The organism is Dethiosulfovibrio peptidovorans (genome assembly GCA_002748665.1).
GTDB classification, from domain to species: domain Bacteria; phylum Synergistota; class Synergistia; order Synergistales; family Dethiosulfovibrionaceae; genus Dethiosulfovibrio; species Dethiosulfovibrio peptidovorans_A.
The window spans coordinates 24,218-45,310 of the sequence record PDTB01000019.1; the positions used below are offsets into that span (position 1 = coordinate 24,218).

Genomic DNA, 21,093 nt, shown 5'->3' on the forward strand with positions numbered 1-21,093 from the left:
TTACTTAAACCACTTCTCGTAGAGGCCCCGTCGCTTCTCCACGATCACCTTATCCACAAGGGGCTTCAGATCCTGTGCGTCTTTTGGCATGACAACCCCGTAGCGTTCCGTAGTGATCATGCCATCCATCGCGACCAGGTCAGGGTCGTTCTTTGCTGCCAGATCAACGATTGTCGCATCCGAAAGGACAGCATCCACCTCTCCTGCCAGAAGAGCCTGGACCAAAGCCTCCGGACTATCCACAATTACCGTCTGAGCAGCCAGATCCGACTTAGCCGTCTCGTATCCCGTAGACCCCGCCAGAACCGCCACGGACTTTCCCTCCAGGTCCATGGCGGTCTCGAATCCTGCCCCCTTTCGAACAAGGAGTTTTTGTCCCGTGTAGAAGTAGCACTCGGAGAAGCTGCAGGCCCGAGACCTGCTCGGCCGGATGGTAATAGTGGCAATAGCCAGATCGTACTGTTTCCACGGATAACTACTGTACCAGGACAAAGCGATAAGGCCATCCCAGGAAAGCCGAATAAATCGAGGCTTCACACCGATCTCTTGGGCGATAAGCTTGCCCAGATCCACGTCCAGTCCCTGAAGCTGCCCATCCTCTTCAAAAAAAAACGGCCTGTTCTCGAAATCCGCCAGGGCAATTACCAGTTCACCCCGGCGCATGATGCCTTCAAGTCGCGACTCCCCCCAGGATACCCCGATGCCCAGAGCGAGAAGGCAGCAAACAACTGACACCAACCTCAGTTTTTTCATCATCATGGACACCCCCTTCTACAGGTACTCTACCATCGAAGCCCGGCAATGAAAATGACCAAGATACATATAGGAGCGATAATCTTTAAAATCCACAACCATACACGCTCTTTCATTCCAGGAGTACCCGAATTGACGACCCCATCCACCACTGCGTCGGGAATCCACCAACCGAGGAAAAGCACCGTGAAGAAGCCGCTCACAGGCATGAGAATGTTGGATGCGAAGAAATCGGCGGCATCCAAAAAGGAAAGTCCAAAGACAGTGATTTCCACAGCCCCCTGAGAAAGAGCCGAGGGGAGCCCCATCAAGGTGATCACGCCCCCCACCACGAGGGTGGCCTTCCGTCTGGACCAGCTCAGGGCATCGATAAAATACGATGCGACCACTTCAAGCAAGGATATGGACGACGTCAAAGCAGCGAAGAAGAACAGGACGAAAAAAGAAGCGGACCAAAAAACACTTCCTGGCATCTTGGCAAACACCACGGGCAAAGTGATGAAGGTAAGCCCCGCTCCGGCCCCGGGCTCCAGGCTAAAGGCAAACAGAGACGGAAATATAATGAGCCCGGCCATCAGAGAGACAAGAAAGGTGAGGAAACAGATCTGGGCACTGGCCCCAAGAATATTGGAATCATCAGGAAGATAGCTTCCGTAGATGATCATGACCCCGAGCGCCAAGGACAGAGAGAAAAAAGTCTGCCCCATGGCCGAGAGAAAAACCTTCCCCGTAATCTTTGAAAAATCTGGTTTCAAGAAGAAAGAGAGCCCTTCCATAGCTCCGGGAAGAGTGACTGATCGTCCGATAAGCAGGATCATAAGCAAAAACAACGCCGGCATGCAGAAGGTACAGAGTCGTTCAATGCCGCCACTGACCCCACGAAAGACCACGAAAACCGTGCCTGCCATGAACAACACCTGATACAGAACCACCTGCCAGCCATCGGAGATAAAGTCCTGGAAGATACGAGCCACATCTCCGGCAGCGGATACCCCCATAAGCCCAGTGAAAGATTTGAAGATGTACGCCACGGTCCAGCCACCGATAACGCCATAATAGGACAGGATGATGAACGATGCGATCACTCCGCCCCAACCGACCAAAGACCACCGGGAGCCACCAAGAGCTCGAAAAGAGCCCACGGCGTTAAGCCGCCCCTTTTTGCCGATCACGATCTCACCCATCATGAGAGATATACCTATGGTAAACACGAGAAGAAAATAGACAAGGACGAACGCCGCTCCGCCCGACTGTCCCGCTATGTACGGAAACCGCCAGATACTCCCCAGACCGATGGCAGACCCAGCCGCAGCAAGTATGAACCCTAATTTGCTACTCCACTCTCCACGACCCTTTGCTTCCTGCACAACAAACGCCCCCTTAATTTATTGAAGCGAATATCAACAACAAAACAATCATGTACGTCAAAAAAACAATACTACTAATTGGATCATAGGGCAAAAGAAAAAAATATCGGACTCATTAGGGTTTTCTGAGCAGAATACAAAGTTTTATAGGCATTTGATTTAGAGTCACAATCCACCAATAACAGTAGGGCACCTCTAAAAACTCAGAAACTCGCCTCAGGTCGTTTCGACGGAGCCCATTCGAGCTTCGTGTTTTTGACCTGCCGTCGTGAAGTATCGACTGGGGCGAGACAGGTCTCTGGCGGAACGACCTGAGGTTGGGAGACTTGGATGTAGGGTTTTAGAGATGCCCATGTGACAATATATCTCTGGCGATCTTTTTCGAGCCAGGTCAAAGAGGAAACTAAAAAAGATACGTGCAATACCGCAACACACCAGTTCATGGTGATAAGCTTCTAAGACGGATGGCTTAAACGAAACGGGGAACTACTTCAACCTATTTGGACGAGGTGTAAATCCATAACAGGACTACTCGTACTTAGAGATCCAACGTAGAGGCCCTTATTCAGGGTAATCGTTCTCGACTGGGGTGGCGGAAACAACCAATCAAGTGATCGTTCACCAAGCCAACGGACTGCATGAAAGAGTAGAGGATGACCGGCCCGACGAAGGAAAACCCCCGCCGCTTCATGTCCTTTGATATAGCTCTGGATATAGCGGTCTCAGAGGGAACCTGCTCCGGTCGTTCCCAACGATTTATCAAAGGAGAACCACCCACAAAGGACCAGAGATACACCCCGAAGCTTCCCCACTCATCCCTGATCTTCACGACTGCTCGAGCATTGCTTACCGCCGATTCCACCTTACGACGGTTCCGCACGATCCCGGGATCCCGAAGCAGGATTCCCACACGATCCGACCCATATCTGGCAACAGAGTCCACATCAAAACCATCGAAGGCCCGGTAATACGCCTGTCTTTTCCTCAGAATAGTGATCCAGCTCAACCCCGCCTGAGCTCCCTCCAGAATGAGCATTTCGAAAAGACGACTCTCGTCTCTAACGGGAGTTCCCCACTCATTATCGTGGTACAGAACGTACAACGGATCGCTCCCACACCAAGGACATCTCGTTTTTTCGTTCATTAAATATCCTCCTCATTACAGTTAGCAGGGAAACACATGCAACTCCTCTGTACAATTGACAGCAACGATTTTACAGCGAAACTGTATTATAAGGGGTTTGAGCAACATTTCAGCTAAGAGGTCGTCCCTGATCACAGCGGATGTCCCAAAAGACGCCTCAATAACAAACTCAGAAGCCTCTCGGGAGGGAACCAGCAAAAGGTACTCTTCGCTCGATGGCTTCTCATCGACCCGGAGATCTTCATTCTCGACGAGCCTATCCGAGGAATCGACGTGGGTGCCAAGTACGAGATATACAGAATCATGGCTCGACTGGCCGAACAAGGTAAGAGCATCATCATGATCTCGTCCGAGCTCCCCCTGAGCTGCCCGGAATGAGTGATCGAATCATGCTCATGAGCTAGGGGCGCCTCGCTGGTATCGTCGACGAGCCCCTCGCCACAGAGGAAAAGCTGATAAGACTGGCAAACCTCTACGTAACATGAGATACAGGTGGGTCTTGTTCAACAAGCCCCACCTGGGGATGAATATGTACGCCATCGGGGGAAACAGAAAAGCTGCCGTGGCGTTCGACATCCGAAAGTACGTGGCAAAAAAGTAAAACTTCGCTGTGAGATCGTACAAAACACGTTCAGGGGCAAGGCAAGCCGATTTCCTGACGCCGGAGATTGTACTGTGACGACATCAGCTCTCGTCGCTTGCCCGTGTCCAGGAGCAGGAGGACACGATCTTTCAGATCCAACGGGACAGGACGATAGTCCAGGGTAGCGCAGTTCAGGGAGAGGCCATATCCTCGTCGACTGAGAGCCACAGCGAACTGATCCATAATGCCCGACTGAAGGCCCATAAAGCGGTTCTCCGCCTCCTGGCAGATTCCCCCAATAGATGGCGTCCACCCCCGAAGGGAGACGAATATTCCGCTCAGCCAGGGCCCAGATGCTGGATTTAGGGTAGTTGACCCAGCGATGATCTGGCACGTAGACCAGCTCGGATAGATCAAAGCTCGCCGAGTCCTCCTGGGGAAAGTTATTGGACCAGACTCGAACCAGGGAATCCGTCCGACGACGACCGATAACCCAGGTCCCCTGATCTACAGCACAGGGGAGGACAAAGCCACCGTAACAGTCGGTATGTTCGCCCAGGAGATTCACCCGACCGGGGGCAAAGAAGACCCCGGTTCCGCCACGGTCACCGTAGAGGGTCTCCCATAAGGTGTATAATCTATCCTTCATTGCTATTCTCTTTTCGCTCAAAAAGGTGCTCCATCGAACAGCATATATACAGGAGGTCCCATGACGATACAACAGCCCAGTCACTGGATACAGGTATTGGTAACATATGCCCTCCGAGAGGGCCTGGCGGAGGAGCTGGACCGACCGGTCCTGACCAACTCACTCCATGGGATATTGGACATCGCCCCCCCTCCTGCCCCACCCGCCGACGGTAATGAAATGGAGGCCATCTATGGCCTCCTGGATCACCTTCGACAGACAGGACATCCCTGGGGCCACCTCTCACCGGAGGCCTGTACCGGCCGCATTATGAGCATCCTGACGCCTTCGAACAGCCACGTGGCCCGGACATTCCGAGAGCAACTGGAAGATAATGGTCCCGAGGCAGCGACCCAGTGGTTCTATCGATTTTCCGGGGCAACCAAGGACGTTCGACTCGACCTGGCATCCAGGGATCTGCGGTGGATAACGCAAACAATTTACGGAGACCTTCAAATCAGCGTGAATCGCTCCAAGCCGGAGAAGGACCCTCGGGACATCGCTGCACCCAAGTCAGAAACGGGATACCCCAGATGCCTTCTCTGCCCGGAGAACGCCGGGTTCTGGAGCCAGCCCGGGCACCCCGAGCGATCCAATCATCGGATCGTCCCCCTGAATCTGGGAGGAGAGCCCTGGTTCTTCCAGTACTCACCCTACGTATACTACCACCAGCACTGTATCGTCTTTTCCAAGAAGCATCGCCCCATGGTCATCAGTCCGGAGACGGTCGTTCGGATTCTGGATTTCCTCGATATTTTCCCCCACTTCTTCCTGGGCTCGAACGCTGCATTGCCCATCGTTGGCGGGTCTATTCTGGATCATGATCACTTCCAGGGAGGGTGTTGGGATTTCCCTATTCAAAAGGCCACGGTGCGTCGATCATGGACAACCGGTAACACAACGGTTGAGGCCCTTCACTGGCCTTTGACCACGATCAGACTCCGAACGGATGACCGCTCGGAGATGGAGGCCCTGGCCTCGGTCATCATCCAAACGTGGCAGGCATACGAGGACAGGGAGTCCGGCATCATCCCCACGTCAACGAAGGACGGACACATTGTGAGGCACAACTCGCTCAGCATCATAGGGCGAAAAGCACAAGACGCCTACGAGATGGATTTAGCTCTCAGAAATAATCGGATCAACGAGGACCATCCCCACGGCGTCTTTCACATCCGCCCCGAACGACACCATATCAAAAAGGAAAATATCGGCCTCATGGAGGTCATGGGGCTCGCCATCCTTCCGGGGCGGCTTCTCCCCGGTCTGGAACCCATTCGAGCGGCCCTTATGGGGTGCCATGACAAGCTTCCCCCAGAATCACCTCACACGCTTTGGGGTCAGAAACTTGTGAAAGAACATGGACATAACCTGACGGAGGACCAAGCCAACTCGGTCCTCCGTCAGGAGATCGGAACTGTTTTTCTGAAAGCTCTGCAGGACTGCGGCGTTTACGAAGACAACGCCCCTGGCTGGAGGCACCTGGACCGGTTTGTCGACAAAATCCTGAAAGGGCTATAGGCCACCGGCCAGGGAGACCATAGCAGCCGCCACGATCTTGGTACTCGTTATGATATTATCCACGGCCCAGCATTCATTCGCCTCGTGGATATTGGAGGGCTCACCAGGCATGGTTGGCCCAAAAGCCAGCACGTTGGGCATGGCCTTGGCGTAGGTTCCTCCTCCAATGGACATGGGCCTGTCGTCAGTTCGACCGGTCTCTCGACGGTACACGTCCATGAGTTTAGCTACAAGCTCCGAATCCTCGGGCATGTACAGGGGAGGATGGGTGTGGATCGAGAGAACCTGAAGATCCTCGTCGTCGAAAGCTCTTTGCAGATCGGGGAGCACCTCTTCCAACTTGAAGCTGACGGGGAATCGGACGTTCAGTGAGAACCGCACGGCATCCCCATCGCTCTTCATGGTCCCCCAGCAGACCGATGTGTATCGAGAGACATCGTCATAGCGGCAAACCCCCAAGCTCTCTCCGTAACACTCTGTTCCTACGAGACGATCCAACAAGGCAAGAGTCTTTCCCTGTTCGCCACTGACGCCAAGGAGCCGAAGAACCTTTACGAGCCAAGCTACAGCGTTAACTCCCTTTTGAGGCAAACTACCGTGGGCCGGAACACCGGTCATACAGAGACAGAATCGGCGATCTCCACAGTCCTCCACGGTGAGTGAGGTACCCTGAGGTCCTTTCCAGAAGGATGCGGTAAACAAGAGACGCTCCTCCATACCGGGCTCGACCATAACATGAGCGACAGCCCGGGCGGGAACCGAGTTGAAGGCAACCCCGCCATCGAAGGACAGAACCTGGATCGGCCCAACTGCGGCGAAAGGAGCAGAGAGCTCAACTGTTGCCGATCCCTTCTCGCCGTTGATCAGGGGATACTCCGCGTCGGGGGTGAACCCGGCCACCGGTAGATCCTGACCGGCCTCCACGTATCGAGCCACGGCCTTGCTGCCGGTTTCCTCGTTTGTCCCGACCATGACTCGAATCCGCCGTTTGAGGGGAATTTTCAGATCGGCGATAGCCTTCAAAGCAAAGAGGGCCCCCACGATGGGGCCTTTATCATCCATGACGCCCCGGCCATAGAGCATCCCGTCCTCGATCTTGCCCTTGTAGGGGTCGCAGGACCAACCATCGCCCTCGGGAACGACGTCCACGTGGCCTAAAATTGTCACCAGCTCGGCCTGGGGATCTCCCAGCTCAGCCCAGGCAACCATGTTCTCGAAAACACCGGTCCGGAAGCCCAGTCTCTCGGCGATGGCGACAAAATTATCCATAGCGGCCTTGGGACCGGATCCAAACGGCGCACCAGGTTCGGGCTCCCCCTCCACACTCTTAATGGCCACATTCTCTCTGATGGCGGCCACTAGATCGTCTTTCATGGCATCGATTTGTTCTCTCAACGTATCCATGACTATACCTCCTTTGCCCATGCTGTCAAAATTACCTGATACATTATAAGGGGATCTCGACCGAGATAACAGTGAATACGCTAAAGAGATCGCTTATGAACCTATTCATCGGCTCGCCGGGCCATAACCGTGTATATGGAAACCGAGATAACGATAATCAATCCGTGGACCAGCCTCGTCCAGAATCCGGCCAGACCGGCGCTGATGATCCCAGCCTCGATAATTCCGATGATTACCGAGCCGATCAGAGAGCCATAGATAGTTCCTCGTCCTCCATAGGCCGATGTCCCCCCGACAAACACCGACGCAAAGACCAAAAGCATGTACCCCTCGCCCTGAGTGGGCCACCAGTTGGTGAGTTCCACGGTGGACATCAAACCGGCAAGGGCAGCCAATACCCCCATGAGAACGAACGCCCGAACCCGAACCGACCGAACCGGGATACCCATCATGGCCGCCGCTTTACGGTTATCTCCAATAAAAAGCAGAGCGTCTCCAAAGGGATGGCGGTTCAGGAGGAGAGCCAACCCCAGGGCTATGGCTACCCCCCAGAGGGCCTGAGCAGGTATTTCACCAGCCACACGCCCCACGAGTACGGTATGAAAGCTCCCGCCCCGAAGGGAGGCCAGACTCCGAGCCACACCGTCGGATAAAAGAAGAATAAGTCCCCGCCAAAAGAACTGAGTTCCGATGGTAGCGATGATGGACGGCACGCCGATACGAACCACGATGAGACCATTAACCCAGCCCATAACTCCGCCAGCGACCAAAGCAAGTAAAGCGGCCAACCACGACGAGCCCGTCCCCAGGTAGACCTCTGCGAAGAGGAACGCCGAAGCAGCAGAGACTGATGGGAAGCTCAGGTCCATCTCTCCCACGACCACGAGAAGGGTCATACCTATGGCGAGGACGGCGGTCACCGGGATAGTGGACATAAAAGAACGGTATATCCGCATGCCCAGGAAGGTCTGTGGGCTCGCGACAGCAAAGACCGATAGGAGGAGTCCCAAAGCCAGGGTGACGAGGAGTTGTGGGCGATAAGATCGGGAGATGTTCAGCATGACGGGGCCTCAAGAAGATGCACCATGCGGGCCATAAGCTCTTCGGCAGAGATGTCCGCTTTCTCGTACACCCCTTCGATCCGGCCTCGATCCATGATTGCGAATCGATCAGCCACACGGTAGACGTGCCCCAAATCATGGCTGATCACCACACATCCTCGCCCATCAGCTCCGATAGAACGGATGAAGGACAGGACCTTCTCCACCTCGCTCAGAGCCAGGGCCGTGGTAGGTTCGTCCAGAACGATGATCTCGGCACCGAAGTGCATGGCCCGGGCTATAGCCAATCCCTGACGTTCGCCACCTGACAGTGTAGATACACTGGCATTTGCGGAGAGTCCCGCTCCTCTAAACCCCAAAACCGACGAGAGCAAGGCCATGGTCTCTTTTTTCTCACGCCTCACGTCGATAAAGCCCCATCGATTCGTCCGATGACGCCCAATAAAGACGTTTCGCCATAGGGGTTGACGCTCGCCCAGGGAGCGTTCCTGATAGACCGTCTCCACCCCCAGAGCTCGGGCCTGAGCCACACCGTACCGACGAAAATCCACCGCATGTCCGGCGACGGACATTGTCCCGGAATCAGGGCGATACACCCCCGAAAGGATCTTGATCAGTGTTGATTTGCCCGCTCCGTTGTCTCCCAAGAGGGCGACAACTTCGCCCCTCCGAAGCTCAAAATCCACGCCCCGCAGGGCTTCCACCGATCCAAAGGATTTGACGAGCCCCCTCATCTCCACCAAGTTGTCCACCCACTCACCTGCTTTCCGAATACGACCGGAGCGTCCCTTCAGCCAAACGGGGGCCGAAAGCGTTCGCCTTCGTCCCCCGTCCACTGTATATTTTTTCGCCCCGTGATGAGGATATCAGCGAATCCCCTGAGCTGCCAGAGGCGCGACGGTCTTTACGTTCTCGGCGGAGATGAATCCGCCGCCGGTATCCACCACCAGACCGCCAAAGCCGTATCTTTTGGTCTGAACAACTTGAAGGACCGAGAGATACCCCAGCAGATAGGGCTGATGCTCCGAGACCAGAGTCAGATACCCTTCGTCGATGGCCTGAGCCGTGGCCGGGGACAGGCTGAAACCAGCCACAAAAATCTCTCCGGGCTTCACGCCCGCCGCCCGCAGAAAATTCCCCACCTGGGACGTGAGGGCACCATGATCCATGATCATTATTTTGCAATCAGGATGGCTTGAGAGATAGCCCGTAACGATAGGGGTTCCCAAAGCGGTGTCCTTGTTAACCTCAGGAGATATCTCCATATAGTCCACAACCAGTCCGGCATCCTCAAAGGTCTTGAGGATTCCCCGGGCCCGTTCGCCTCGGTTTTTCAGTCGCTTGAGCCCCCAGACGAAAGCCCGGTCGCCCTTTTTAAATTTGCCCCTACGGAGGACCTCCTTGGCCAAGTCCTCGCCCTGCTTCCATCCGTTGGGCCCCACAAATCCGAACCCTCTGGACTGATACATGGGCTGAAGTCTCGGCAGAGACGCGTCGATAGCAGTCACGACGATGCCTTTATCGAAAGCCTCTTGTATCAGGGGCTCGTAGGCGTCGTCTCCGGGAGCACCGTAGACGATCATACCATCGGGAAGGGTCGCCAGACCGTTTTTGAAGTTCTCCAGCATCTTCTCGGGGCTCCAGTCCGAATAGACCAGGGCCAGCTCACACCCCATATCCCGAGCTGCCTGCCTGGCCCCATTGGCAACGATGGTGTTATAGGGCCCGCCTACAGGTCCGCCTGTATCGAACCACACCCGAAGCCCCTCCCCACTGGGAGCAAGTTCAGCCCCTACAGCGGAAGCCGTCATCAAACAAACAGCAACTACGATAACGGCTCCTAAATTTTTATTCATTTTCATGAGGTGATGCCTCCTCTCTCGCCTGCCCAATAAACCCTCTGGGGGTATTATACCACGAGCCCACAGGCACAGCACAAATTCTCAGTGAGAGTCAGAGACGTCCTCTGTTACAGCACCATTCTCGGGAAACCCCTGTATCTGGACGGTACCGTTGACAGAGACAGCCAGGACCTCAGGACGTTCCCGTAAAGCCGCAGTCAGATCTTCAGCTGAAATGTCCGATTCGAACAGGGCAAAGACAGTTCCTCCTGCCTGAGAAAGCTCCTGATAGACACTCACTACTCGAGCCCCCACGCTCCATGCGACCTTGGCTACATAGAAGCGTCCAGCCACCCCATTGAGGGCCTGAATTGTCAGAGGCTCGTCAAAGGGGTTTTTCAGCACCACCAAGACCTGACCATCAGAAGCCCCGGAGGACCAGGCCATCGAGGCCAGGAGAGTCACCAAAAAAACGGCGGAGATAACCCATTTGAGCCTGTCCATATTCCTCTCCCTCCTACCGTCGTTTTCTCAGAAAAACCATTCCCGAGACCAAAAACACGACTGCGAGACCGATCCCGGAGTGCCCCACCATACAGCCCCCGCCGCCACCGGAAGAGGACTTTCTGGAGAGATAGCCCATAGCTTCGTTCACATTGAGATAGCCAAAGGCCGAGAGAGGCGCGGCTCTAACGTTGGTGAACGCCGTCGCTGTCGGGTTTCGTTCCTGGTCTGCACCCTGGAGCAGCGCATCCTTGAGTTGAGAGGCAGTATACTCAGGAGTACAACTCGCCAGCAGGGCCGCAGCACCGGCAACGAAGGGAGTTGCCATGGATGTGCCGCTCATGGAGCCGTAGTACGTTCCGTAGGTTGTCCCCTCGCCTTTTGGTGCGTCTGGAAATACGGTACTCACGATATCGAAACCAGGTGCCACAAGGTCAACAGCCGTGGGACTCCAGTTCGAAAAAGGCGCCGCCGAACCGTTAGAGACAGCCGCTCCGACAACGATCATGTTCTTCAGGCCCACAAAGGACGCGGGGTACGCAAAAGCCCCTTTGCAATACAGGGCAGGTTCCCATGGATCATCGAGAGGGGCCGGTTGCCCCACCTCAAGTCCTTCGTTACCGGCAGCTACAACGATGAGAGTCCTGTCTGTGTCGTTCAGAAGCTTGTACGCAAGCCATTCGGGCATCGTCTTCATATCCTCGGGCGTCGTGCTGTCATATCCTCCCAGAGAGAGGTTCACCGCCGGGAGCTTCATATCTGGATGCTCCCGGAGAAGCCCCAACAGGTAGTTGATGGCATCAATCTCCCAGCTTATGGCTCCTACTCCATTATCGTCCAGGACCCTCAGGGTGATGATACGGACTTTCCAGTTGACCCCCACGACACCCAGTTTGTTGTTCCCCACTGCGCCGATGATGCCTGAGACGTGGGTACCATGGCCATTGCCATCCTCGTAGTCCGAGAACACGGGGGAGCTCTGCCCTTCCTCCACCACGAAGTTTCGGCTGAACGTACGATCAAGGTTGGCAGCCAGGTCCTCGTGGGAGATACAAACCCCCGAGTCCATAACGGCAACGTAGATATCGTCGCTGCCGGTGATCACATCCCAGGCCCAGGGAGCACTGATGGCTTGCAGCCCCCAGAGGTTGTCTCCGCTAAACCCAGGATCGTCGGGATCCCGTGTGGCATGCACTATAAAGTTGGGCGAGGCTGCCAGCACGTCAGGACGTTTTTGGAGTTCCCGAACGAGCTCCTCAGTGCTTCGGGTTTCAGATCTGATGAGGGCAAATATCTGGTCTCCCGCCTGGGACAGTTCCCCGTAGGTTCGGACCACCCGAGCTCCCACAGACGCCGCCATGGCTTCCGCCCGAGCCCTAAAAGGGCCTCGTGTAACCGACGAGGCCGTTACCGACCTGCTCGACATATTGGCAAAGACAGCCAAGGCCTCACCAGGGACGAAAGACTCTGCCCAAGCAAGTCTCGTCAAGGCGAGAAGCGAAATAACACAAAACAACGCAGCTTTTTTTTTCATTCTTTCTTTCCCCTTATAAATATTTTCGAAGCAGATGTACCTTTCTGCACACGAAACCAACGATCGAGTTTCCCCAATCGTGACTCACACCTACACATCCAGGTTACGCACCTCGTGAGCGTGAGCCTGGATAAATTCCCGACGAGGCTCCACTTTATCGCCCATAAGGATGCTGAAATACTCGTCGGCCGCCAGAGCGTCGTCCACCTCGATGCGTTTCATAACCCTGTTCTGGGGATCCATGGTGGTCTCCCAGAGCTGGTCAGGGTTCATCTCGCCCAGTCCTTTATACCGCTGAACTGATATCTTTTTTTCCGTCTCCTGGTGGCTCACCATAAATGCCCGAAGCTCCTTATCGCTGAAGAGGTACTCTCCTCGCTTGCCTATCTGGGTCCGATACAGAGGGGGTTGTGCCAGATAGATATATCCGCCCTCTACCAGTTCTCTCATGTATCGATAGAAAAACGTGAGAAGCAACGTACTGATATGAGCTCCATCCACGTCAGCGTCGGTCATGATGATGATTTTATGATACCGGAGTTTGGACAGGTCGAAGTCCTCTCCGATGCCACAGCCAAGGGCCTGGATGATGGTTCGGATCTCCTTACTGCTCAGAATCCGGTCCAGGCGAGCCTTCTCGACATTCAGGATCTTGCCCCGAAGGGGAAGGATAGCCTGAAACCCCCTGTCCCGGCCCTGTTTGGCGCTGCCTCCAGCACTATCGCCCTCGACGATGTAGAGCTCACAGCTAGTGGGATCCTTTCCCGAGCAGTCGGCCAACTTTCCTGGCAGGTTCAGGCCGGTCATAGCCGTCTTACGAACCAGCTCACGGGCCTTTTTGGCCGCCTCTCGGGCCTGACGAGCCTTGATGGCCTTTTCCACGACGGGACGAAGCACCGTTGGATCGTCGTCCAGCGCTGCCAGGAGCCCCTCGTAAACAACCGAGTCCACGATCCCCTTGACCTCGCTGTTTCCAAGCTTGGTCTTGGTTTGTCCCTCAAACTGGGGATCTCCCAGCTTGACGGAGATCACACAGGTGAGCCCTTCCTTGAGGTCCTCCCCGGTGAGGTTGGCGTCTTTATCCTTCAAAACCTTGTTACGACGGGCGCTCTCGTTGATCGCCCGGGTAAGCGCTGACCGAAGACCTGCAACGTGAGTTCCGCCCTCCATGGTGTGGATAAGATTTGCAAAGGAAAAGAGCCGCTCATGATAACCGTCGTTGTACTGGAATCCCATCTCAACCGAGACCCCGTCTCTCTCCCCGGAGACGACCCTGGGCAGGGGGAAGAGAGAGGACTTGTCCCGGTTCAGGTACTCCACAAAGGACGCGATCCCCCCCTCGTAGTGGAAAGTCCACTCCTTTTCCTCCCGCTGATCCACCAAGACGATCTTAAGCCCCGGATTCAGGAAGGCCATCTCTCGGAATCGGTTACTCAGCAGCTCCGAGGAAAAAAGCACATCCTCGAATATCTCATCGTCGGGCATAAAATGGACCGTGGTTCCCCGCTCATTCGTGTCGTATCCGCCCTCCAGGTCAGTGACAGGGATACCCCGTTCAAAACGCTGGGCCCAGGCGTGACCACTCCGACGGATGTCCAGCTCAAGCCAGGACGAGAGGGCATTCACCACCGATACTCCGACGCCATGAAGTCCGCCGGAGACCTTGTACGTATCGTTGTCGAATTTGCCCCCGGCGTGAAGAACCGTCAGGACAACCTCGCAGGCGGGACGGCCACTGGAGGGATGGGGATCCACAGGAATACCTCGGCCATCATCGGCCACGGAAACGCTTCCGTCGGTGTGAATGGTGACGGTGATCCTGGAGCAATACCCCGCAAGAGCCTCATCAACGGCGTTGTCCACAACCTCGTAGACACAATGATGAAGACCTCGGCTCCCTGTATCGCCGATATACATGCCCGGACGTTTTCGTACCGCCTCCAGCCCCTCAAGTATCTGAATGCTCTGGGCTGTATATTGGGACTGGGCCACACTGTCGCTCATATGGAAAAATCTCCTTCCGTACCGGCTTGCTGGACTAAGCACCTGGGAAACAGTCGTCGCCTCAAGGTCTCAGGACGAAAAACCGAGCTCCGTCGAGAGCCATCGTCAGTCACGACGGTCGTTCCCAGGTCATTCTTGATCAGAGCAACGACTCGCTCCAGGGCTATTACGTCTTGGGATTCCAGCAGAATAAACATGAATCAGCTCTCCACCGAACAAAGCGCATACTCTGACCGTGCCAACCAACCGGAAGAGATAACATCACGAGAGAATCCCCTCAGAATCGAATTTAGTCTTAAACCACTCCCGAACCTCCCGAGGGAGCACCCGAAAGCCGTAGCGTTCCTTGGTAAGCCACAGAGAATAATCGTTGGAGAAGGACAAGGCCAGGCTTTTAATGGACTTGCCGCGATTTTCCTTGAGAAGCTCGTAGGTATTCTTGAACTCTCGATCCTCGTCGGCATCCCACCTGAACGTCGCCAAAGCATAGGTCACAGTCCTTTCAACGCTGTGATGAGGGAACAAAGGCAACAAAAGGGTGTTGTCGGTCCAGTCGTACGTGCCATACCCACATCCCGGCGTCACAACCACCTTGGGGATACCGTGCATACGTACCCGGGGAACTCGAAGCATAGCCTCGTCCAGAGGGACCAAGCGATTCAGCAGCTCGGAGATCTGGGCAAAGGACAGGGGAGCCTGACAGGCGTTCTGGCAGAGAGGAGAGGTATCCAGTCTCGCTATACAGGCCATCTGCCCGACCAGCTCTCGCTTGTTCTTGAGAGCTTCATCGATTTGAACCAATCGCTCCCCGTCCGTCTCGGCCTCGTACTTAGCGGCGTTTCGGGCCCTGTTTCGATCCCAGCGCTCAAGTTCGTTCCGACAATGAATGGCCACAGTCCCGATAAAGACCATCTCGCCCAAGATCCTCCTGATCCTCTTCCGTTCGTTCTCTCCAAATCCCTCTACGTACCGAACTGCCTGCCGGAGCAGGGATTCAATTTCCTTCATTGCGAAAGAGAAAGCATTAGCCCGATCGACGGTCTCATCGTGTTCCTTCTTTTTCATCTCCCGAAAATGTCGAGTTCGCATATACCGTTCCAGGAAAGGAGCCAGGTTTTTATCCAGTTTGGAGATGAGGTCATCGGCCTTCTCCTTAGGACAGTCGGGGATCTGAGGAAGTAAGGCCCGTAAAGTGATAAGAACCCGACGGCACGTCCCGTGCAGCCGATCGCGATATACCTGAAGCTGAGGGGCAAAGCGGTCTTCCCCGGTTCGGCAATCCTTGTTGTACAAAACACCGTATTTCTCCGCCCAAAAGTCGGAGAGGCTCAGGTATTGAAACATATCGTCGGGAACAGGTTGATTCAGCCACGGCGTAAGAGCCTCGTTAAACGGCGTAACGGATGGCGAGAGAAAGCCGCAGTCTAAAAGAAGCCTCTCCTCGGGGCTAAAAGTGAGGGCATCAGGAGCTTCCTTGATCATACTTACCACGATCTCCCGGAATAACTGCCAGTATCGATCAGACATGGAAATCCAGATCTTTCGACTCTGGATTCGGTCCTCTCGTTCCTGGGAGCCCAGAAGCTCTTTGTACGTTGAGACATCCTTCGAGAACTCGGAACACAGGAGGTGAATGAGCTCATTCTTCTTCCACCGCCTCAACACGGCATTCAGGACCCTCTCTGGAGCCAAGGGGATCTCCCCCTTCATCTGTAGGTATTTTTGATGCACATTCTTATTGTATCGCAAGAGAGTCCTTTCAGGCCATATTTTGTGAGCACAGCCGTTGCCCAGGCTCTCAAGAGACCACGCCCCTTATAAGGAAAAATCCAGACACTCCAGCATTCGATCCAGCTCAGCGTCCGAGATGTTCAGAGCCGGAAGGAAGCGGACCACGTCACCGGTGACGTTCAACAGAACCTTTCGACGAAATGCAGCCTCACGAACAGCCAAAGCGTCGTCGGTACAGGCCGCTACCATAAGCCCCCGTCCCCGAACCGACCGAACCCAGGGAAGCCCTCCAAGCCCCTCCATAAGCCTCTGTCCCTTTCGGGTGACCTCCGCCAGGAACTCCGGTCTCAAGGCCCGAAGAACCGGCACCCCCGCCGCCAGAGCAAGAGGATTGGGAGCAAAAGTCGAGCCGTGACTCCCAGGGGAAAAGGGGGCGTGACCAAAGATCATCAGCCCCCCCAAAGGCAAACCACCCCCAAGTGCCTTCCCCAACGCCACCAGATCGGGGCTCAGGCCAAAAAGTTGATAGCCGAATCCCCGTCCGCTCCGTCCCAGTCCGCATTGGATTTCGTCAGCCACCAACAGGAACCGACCCTCAACATGAAGGCGCTCCAGCTCCGAGGCCAGTTCGTCGGAACAGGGAACCACACCGCCATGCCCTTGAACGGCCTCCAGAAAGACCGCCGCCACCTTGTGCTCCTGACAGAACGCCCGAAGGGCTTTCCCCTCGGGCGGCAAAAACGTCACGTCGGGAAGAAGGGCCCCAAAGGGCTCACGAAGCCCGGGACTCCAGGTAAGGGAAAGGGCCCCGCAGGTCCGACCGTGAAAGTTACCGCGGAAGGCCACTATAGCTCCTTTTCTCAGGCACTTCACCGCCTTGATCGCGGCCTCGATGGCCTCAGAACCCGAATTGGCAAAGAGCACCTGGCCGTCTCGTCCGTCCAGCTCTAAAACCATCCGGGCCAGGAGCAAAGCATCCTGATCCTGAAAGTAATTGCTCAGGTGTAAGTGACGCTCGGCCTTTTTCTGGAGAGCCTCCAGCGTCGGGCCGTAGGAATGTCCCATAGCCATGACGCCGATACCGGCGTAGCAGTCCAGGTACGTCCCCTGATCGGTCTCAATCCAGATTCCGTGAGCCCGAGTCACACGTAAAGGGAGGAAATTATACAGGGGCACCAGCATCGTCAGTCCCGTTGCCCCCGGTCGAACTCGGCGACCAAGGCCCGAGCCGCCTCTCCGGCACGATCCCTTGGTACGAGCACGGATATTTTGATCTCCGAGGTCGTGGTTCCCAGAACGGGGACGCCAGCACGGTCCAAAGCGGAGTAGAATCGAGATGCGACGCCAAAACTGGTCTTCATGCCTACCCCCACAGCGGAGACCTTGGCGACGGTCTCATCGTCAGACAGGGACCACCCGTCAATTCCGCTCAGTCCTTGGCGAACTGATGAACGAACAAGGCCGATATGCCCCGAGACCACGGAAAAGGTGATCGCGTTTTTTCCGTCAGCGGAGACCGTGGATATCATATCCACGTTCACACCGTCCTCGGCCAGCCCTCCGAACAGGCGACTCAGGACCTCCACGCCATCGTCAAGGCCCTGGATCGTGACCTTCATCTGGTCCATGTCCACCGCAATGCCAGTAACCACTGGCTGTTCCATCCACTCAGGAAGCGCCTTCACCACCCTGGTTCCCTCCCTTTCGGTAAAGCTGGAACCGCAATAGATCTCCACACCGTATTTTTTAGCGATCTCCACTCCCCTGGCGTGAAGGACCTTTGCACCGAGAGCGGCCATCTCCAGCATCTCATCGTATACCACATACGGAAGCTTGAGCGCGTCTGGAGCAATTCGGGGATCGCAGGAGTAAATTCCCTCAACGTCACTGTATATCTCGCAGGGAACCTGGAGCTTCGCCGCTACAGCGATCGCCGACGTGTCCGAGCCCCCTCTCCCCAAGGTCGTCAAATCGCCCTGTGGAGAGAGCCCCTGAAAGCCGGTGATCACCACAACCTGAACCGTTTCGTGGGCTTCCTGAAGACGGCTGAGGTCCAGATCAACCACCCGAGCATCGCAATGGCGCTCCGTAGTCTGCAATCCCAACTGGAAAGCGTTCAGAGAGACAGCCGAAAACCCAAGATCCTGAAGAGCCATGCTCAGAAGAGCCGCCGAAGCCTGCTCCCCCGTCGCCAACAGGGCATCCATCTCCCGAGGAGACGGAGCCGCGCAAACCGAGTTGGCCATGGCGATCAAGGCATCTGTGGTCTTGCCCATAGCAGAGACCACCACCGCGAGGCGATCCCCCTGAACGACACGATCGGCCACCCGACGAGCCACCTGACGGATGTGGTCAGCAGTAGCCACCGAAGATCCGCCATATTTCTGAACCACCAACCCCATGACTACAGCTCCCGAAGATCGGCGACGATCCGGGTTTTATCAGCCGTTCTGTCGTCAACGTCCTTGACAACCTTAGCCGGGATACCCGCCACCACCACACCAGGGGGGACGTCCTTCGTCACGATAGCCCCAGCCGCAACTACGGCACCGGCTCCCACCCGAACGCCCTCGAAAATCACGGCGTTGGCACCGACGAGCACGTTGTCCTCAATCACGACGGGCAAAGCGCTTGGAGGTTCAATAACACCAGCCAGGACGGCACCGGCTCCAATATGGCAATTGGCCCCCACCGTGGCCCGACCGCCAAGGACGGCGTTCATGTCGATCATGGTGCCGGCACCGATAACGGCACCGATATTGATGACCGCCCCCATCATCACGACCGCCCCTCGGCCGATCTCCACCATATCCCGGATAACGGCCCCTGGCTCGATTCGAGCGTCATATCGATTGAGATCGGCCAGGGGAATCGCCGAATTCCTAGCACAGACCTCCATTTCGAAGTCGTCTACAAAGGCAGCATTGGCATCCAAAGCGGCCATCACAGCGGATCTATCGCCCTTGAGCACCCCAAAATCCCGTCCCCCGACGAAGCGAAGTCCTCCCCAGTCGATCCCGCCCAGACGACCGGAGAGATAGACGGTCACGGGGGTTCGTTTGACCGAATCTCGGATAAGGCCTATGACCTCTTCAGTGCGCATGCGACGACCTCCTCAAAACAGTAGAACCCAGGATCCTGTTCCAGGGCAAACGCAGCGGCCTTAAGAGCCCCAAGAGCGAAGACCCCCCGGGAGACAGCCCGATGGCTGAAGGAAAGCACTTCCCCCTGATTGGCAAAAATCACCGAATGATCTCCTGGCACCCCACCCAGACGAAGGGAGTGGGTCGGACACTCACGCCCTACGGCCTCTCCAAGACGGATAGCCGTCCCAGACGGAGCATCAACCTTATGGACGTGATGGGCCTCCACGACCTCCGCATCCCACTCTGACAAGGCGGGAGCGTACTGACGAAGGATCTCCCGAAGAATCCCGATACCCATCGAAAAATTATATCCCTGAACTACGGGAACCCAACGAGCCAGCTCCTGAAGCATCTCAAAATGCTTCTCATCCAAAGCGGTGGTTCCAACCACCAAGGCAGCGCCGTATCGCTCACACAGCTCGACGGATCGAGCCAAGGCCTGAGGCCGGGAAAAATCCAGCATGACCTGAGGCTCTCCTCGAACATCCTCGCCCTCAAGAGAGACAGAGAGGACACAGTTCTCGGGACCGAAAACCTTCAGCAGTTCCTTCCCCATGCGCCCTGAGGCACCCATGATCCCGTACTTCACGACAGAAGCCTCAAATCGGCCAGACATGAATCCACTCGATCTCGAGTTCCCTGAGAGGCCTGAACCAGGGGAAGACGAATCTCTGGACCGCAGAGCCCAAGTGCGAAGACAGCATACTTCACCGGAATGGGATTGGTCTCCACGAAAAGAGCCTTCATCAGGGGGAACAGCCTCATGTGAGCGTCCCGGGCAGCGGCCAGCTCCCCGGCGAGACACGCGTTCATCATGGAGACCGTCTCCCTGGGGACCACGTTGGACAACACCGATATAACCCCGTCGCCGCCGCTACACCCCACGTGAAAAGCCTGATCATCGTTGCCTGAGTAGACCAAAAAGTCCGGGCGCAGAGCCTTGAGGCGCCGGATAAGTTCATCAACCTGAGACAAATCGCCGGAAGCCTCCTTGATTCCCACCACGTTTTCGATCTCAGCGAGGCGAGCTACCGTCTCGGGAAGGATAGTACACCCGGTTCGCCCGGGCACGTTATACACGATTATGGGGATCGGAACCGCCCTGGCGACCGTCTCGAAATGGCGAAACAGCCCCTCCTGAGTTGGCTTGTTATAGTAGGGAGTAACAACTAAGATACCGTCGGCGCCAAGATCGCAGGCCCGTCGACTCAGCTCTACAGTGTGTTCCGTACTGTTGGCTCCGGTTCCCACGATCACCGGAATCCGACCGGCAGAGGCTCTCACAGAGAAGGAGACAATCTCGTCTCGTTCCTTATCCGTGACCGTGGGAGCCTCCCCCGTAGTGCCAAGGACAATGAGCCCCTGAACACCGCTATCGATCTGTACATCGATCAATCGCTGAAACACCTTATAATCCACACCCTTTTCAGCAAAAGGGGTAACAAGCGCCGTGCCGGTGCCTCTGAACATGCTCTTGAGTCCTCCTTATGGGCACCCCTAAAAAAACCACATTCGAGTCTCCCAGCCTCAGGTCGTTCCGCCAGAGCCCTGTCTCGCCCAAACGACCTGAGGCGAGTTTCTGAGTTTTTAGAGGTTCCCTTAAATAGTTTGGATACTTCGACACTATCATGATACATCGAACCGACGAAAAAAACCCGCACCTCACGTTAGAGGACGGGTTTGAAGCTGCGTTTCTACCGTGATTGGACACCTTGACAGTGTCCGAACCTCTTGTTGTTCGTCTCCATCCTGTTCGGGGGCTTCCGATTCAACACGTCCTGCGTTATGCTTGTGTACTCTGTATCAGGCCCT

Annotated in this window: 19 protein-coding genes and 1 pseudogene; 2 read left to right on the top strand and 18 right to left on the bottom strand. The window is 55.7% G+C overall.

What is annotated here, in order from left to right; genetic code table 11:
- The 3 genes from CSA35_04585 to CSA35_04595 form a co-directional block, all read right to left on the bottom strand.
- Positions 1-759 (bottom strand): hypothetical protein, encoded by a 759-nt coding sequence (locus CSA35_04585; protein PIE54653.1) that lies wholly within the window; start codon positions 757-759, stop codon positions 1-3.
- Between the two features lie 23 nt (positions 760-782).
- Positions 783-2,120: a sodium-dependent transporter gene (locus CSA35_04590; GenBank protein ID PIE54654.1), complete on the bottom strand. Its 1,338-nt coding sequence runs from the start codon at positions 2,118-2,120 to the stop codon at positions 783-785.
- Between the two features lie 565 nt (positions 2,121-2,685).
- A complete protein-coding gene (locus CSA35_04595) occupies positions 2,686-3,264 on the bottom strand; it encodes a DNA-3-methyladenine glycosylase I (GenBank protein ID PIE54655.1) in 579 nt (192 codons plus the stop codon).
- A gap of 156 nt (positions 3,265-3,420) precedes the next feature.
- On the opposite strand from CSA35_04595, the pseudogene CSA35_04600 reads away from it, so the two are divergent.
- A pseudogene (locus tag CSA35_04600) lies at positions 3,421-3,749 on the top strand (sugar ABC transporter ATP-binding protein).
- 18 nt (positions 3,750-3,767) lie between these two features.
- Here the strand turns inward: CSA35_04600 and CSA35_04605 are convergent.
- Positions 3,768-4,496, bottom strand: a complete 729-nt coding sequence (locus CSA35_04605; GenBank protein PIE54656.1) for a hypothetical protein — start codon at positions 4,494-4,496, stop codon at positions 3,768-3,770.
- 60 nt (positions 4,497-4,556) lie between these two features.
- Here CSA35_04605 and CSA35_04610 point away from each other — a divergent pair, with 60 nt between their 5' ends.
- A complete protein-coding gene (locus CSA35_04610) occupies positions 4,557-6,056 on the top strand; it encodes a galactose-1-phosphate uridylyltransferase (protein PIE54657.1) in 1,500 nt (499 codons plus the stop codon).
- Here the strand turns inward: CSA35_04610 and CSA35_04615 are convergent.
- The 14 genes from CSA35_04615 to CSA35_04680 form a co-directional block, all read right to left on the bottom strand.
- Positions 6,051-7,460, bottom strand: a complete 1,410-nt coding sequence (locus tag CSA35_04615; protein PIE54658.1) for a peptidase M20 — start codon at positions 7,458-7,460, stop codon at positions 6,051-6,053. The genes CSA35_04610 and CSA35_04615 overlap by 6 nt on opposite strands.
- Positions 7,461-7,561: 101 nt before the next feature.
- Entirely contained in the window at positions 7,562-8,521 is a 960-nt protein-coding gene (locus CSA35_04620) for a sugar ABC transporter permease (GenBank protein ID PIE54659.1), read from the bottom strand.
- Positions 8,515-9,273 carry an ABC transporter ATP-binding protein gene (locus CSA35_04625; GenBank protein PIE54737.1) on the bottom strand — a complete coding sequence of 253 codons (759 nt, stop codon included), beginning with the start codon at positions 9,271-9,273 and terminating at the stop codon, positions 8,515-8,517. The genes CSA35_04620 and CSA35_04625 overlap by 7 nt, the downstream gene beginning before the upstream one ends.
- A 114-nt stretch (positions 9,274-9,387) precedes the next feature.
- Positions 9,388-10,383, bottom strand: coding sequence for a hypothetical protein (locus tag CSA35_04630; GenBank protein PIE54660.1), 996 nt, complete (start codon positions 10,381-10,383; stop codon positions 9,388-9,390).
- Between the two features lie 81 nt (positions 10,384-10,464).
- Entirely contained in the window at positions 10,465-10,866 is a 402-nt protein-coding gene (locus CSA35_04635; protein PIE54661.1) for a hypothetical protein, read from the bottom strand.
- A gap of 13 nt (positions 10,867-10,879) precedes the next feature.
- Positions 10,880-12,400: a hypothetical protein gene (locus CSA35_04640; protein PIE54662.1), complete on the bottom strand. Its 1,521-nt coding sequence runs from the start codon at positions 12,398-12,400 to the stop codon at positions 10,880-10,882.
- 90 nt (positions 12,401-12,490) lie between these two features.
- Positions 12,491-14,404: a DNA topoisomerase (ATP-hydrolyzing) subunit B gene (gyrB, locus tag CSA35_04645; protein PIE54663.1), complete on the bottom strand. Its 1,914-nt coding sequence runs from the start codon at positions 14,402-14,404 to the stop codon at positions 12,491-12,493.
- Entirely contained in the window at positions 14,401-14,601 is a 201-nt protein-coding gene (locus CSA35_04650; GenBank protein PIE54664.1) for a hypothetical protein, read from the bottom strand. The genes gyrB and CSA35_04650 overlap by 4 nt, the downstream gene beginning before the upstream one ends.
- Before the next feature lie 64 nt (positions 14,602-14,665).
- Positions 14,666-16,096, bottom strand: coding sequence for a hypothetical protein (locus CSA35_04655; protein PIE54665.1), 1,431 nt, complete (start codon positions 16,094-16,096; stop codon positions 14,666-14,668).
- Between the two features lie 123 nt (positions 16,097-16,219).
- Entirely contained in the window at positions 16,220-17,317 is a 1,098-nt protein-coding gene (locus tag CSA35_04660; GenBank protein PIE54666.1) for an aspartate aminotransferase family protein, read from the bottom strand.
- A gap of 2 nt (positions 17,318-17,319) precedes the next feature.
- Positions 17,320-18,537, bottom strand: a complete 1,218-nt coding sequence (locus CSA35_04665; protein PIE54667.1) for an aspartate kinase — start codon at positions 18,535-18,537, stop codon at positions 17,320-17,322.
- Positions 18,538-18,539: 2 nt separating this feature from the next.
- Positions 18,540-19,238, bottom strand: a complete 699-nt coding sequence (gene dapD, locus CSA35_04670) for a 2,3,4,5-tetrahydropyridine-2,6-dicarboxylate N-acetyltransferase (protein PIE54668.1) — start codon at positions 19,236-19,238, stop codon at positions 18,540-18,542.
- Positions 19,217-19,870, bottom strand: coding sequence for a 4-hydroxy-tetrahydrodipicolinate reductase (locus CSA35_04675; GenBank protein PIE54669.1), 654 nt, complete (start codon positions 19,868-19,870; stop codon positions 19,217-19,219). Before CSA35_04675 ends, dapD begins: the two co-directional genes overlap by 22 nt.
- Positions 19,867-20,751 (bottom strand): 4-hydroxy-tetrahydrodipicolinate synthase, encoded by an 885-nt coding sequence (locus CSA35_04680; GenBank protein PIE54670.1) that lies wholly within the window; start codon positions 20,749-20,751, stop codon positions 19,867-19,869. The genes CSA35_04675 and CSA35_04680 overlap by 4 nt, the downstream gene beginning before the upstream one ends.
- Positions 20,752-21,093: the final 342 nt, after the last annotated feature.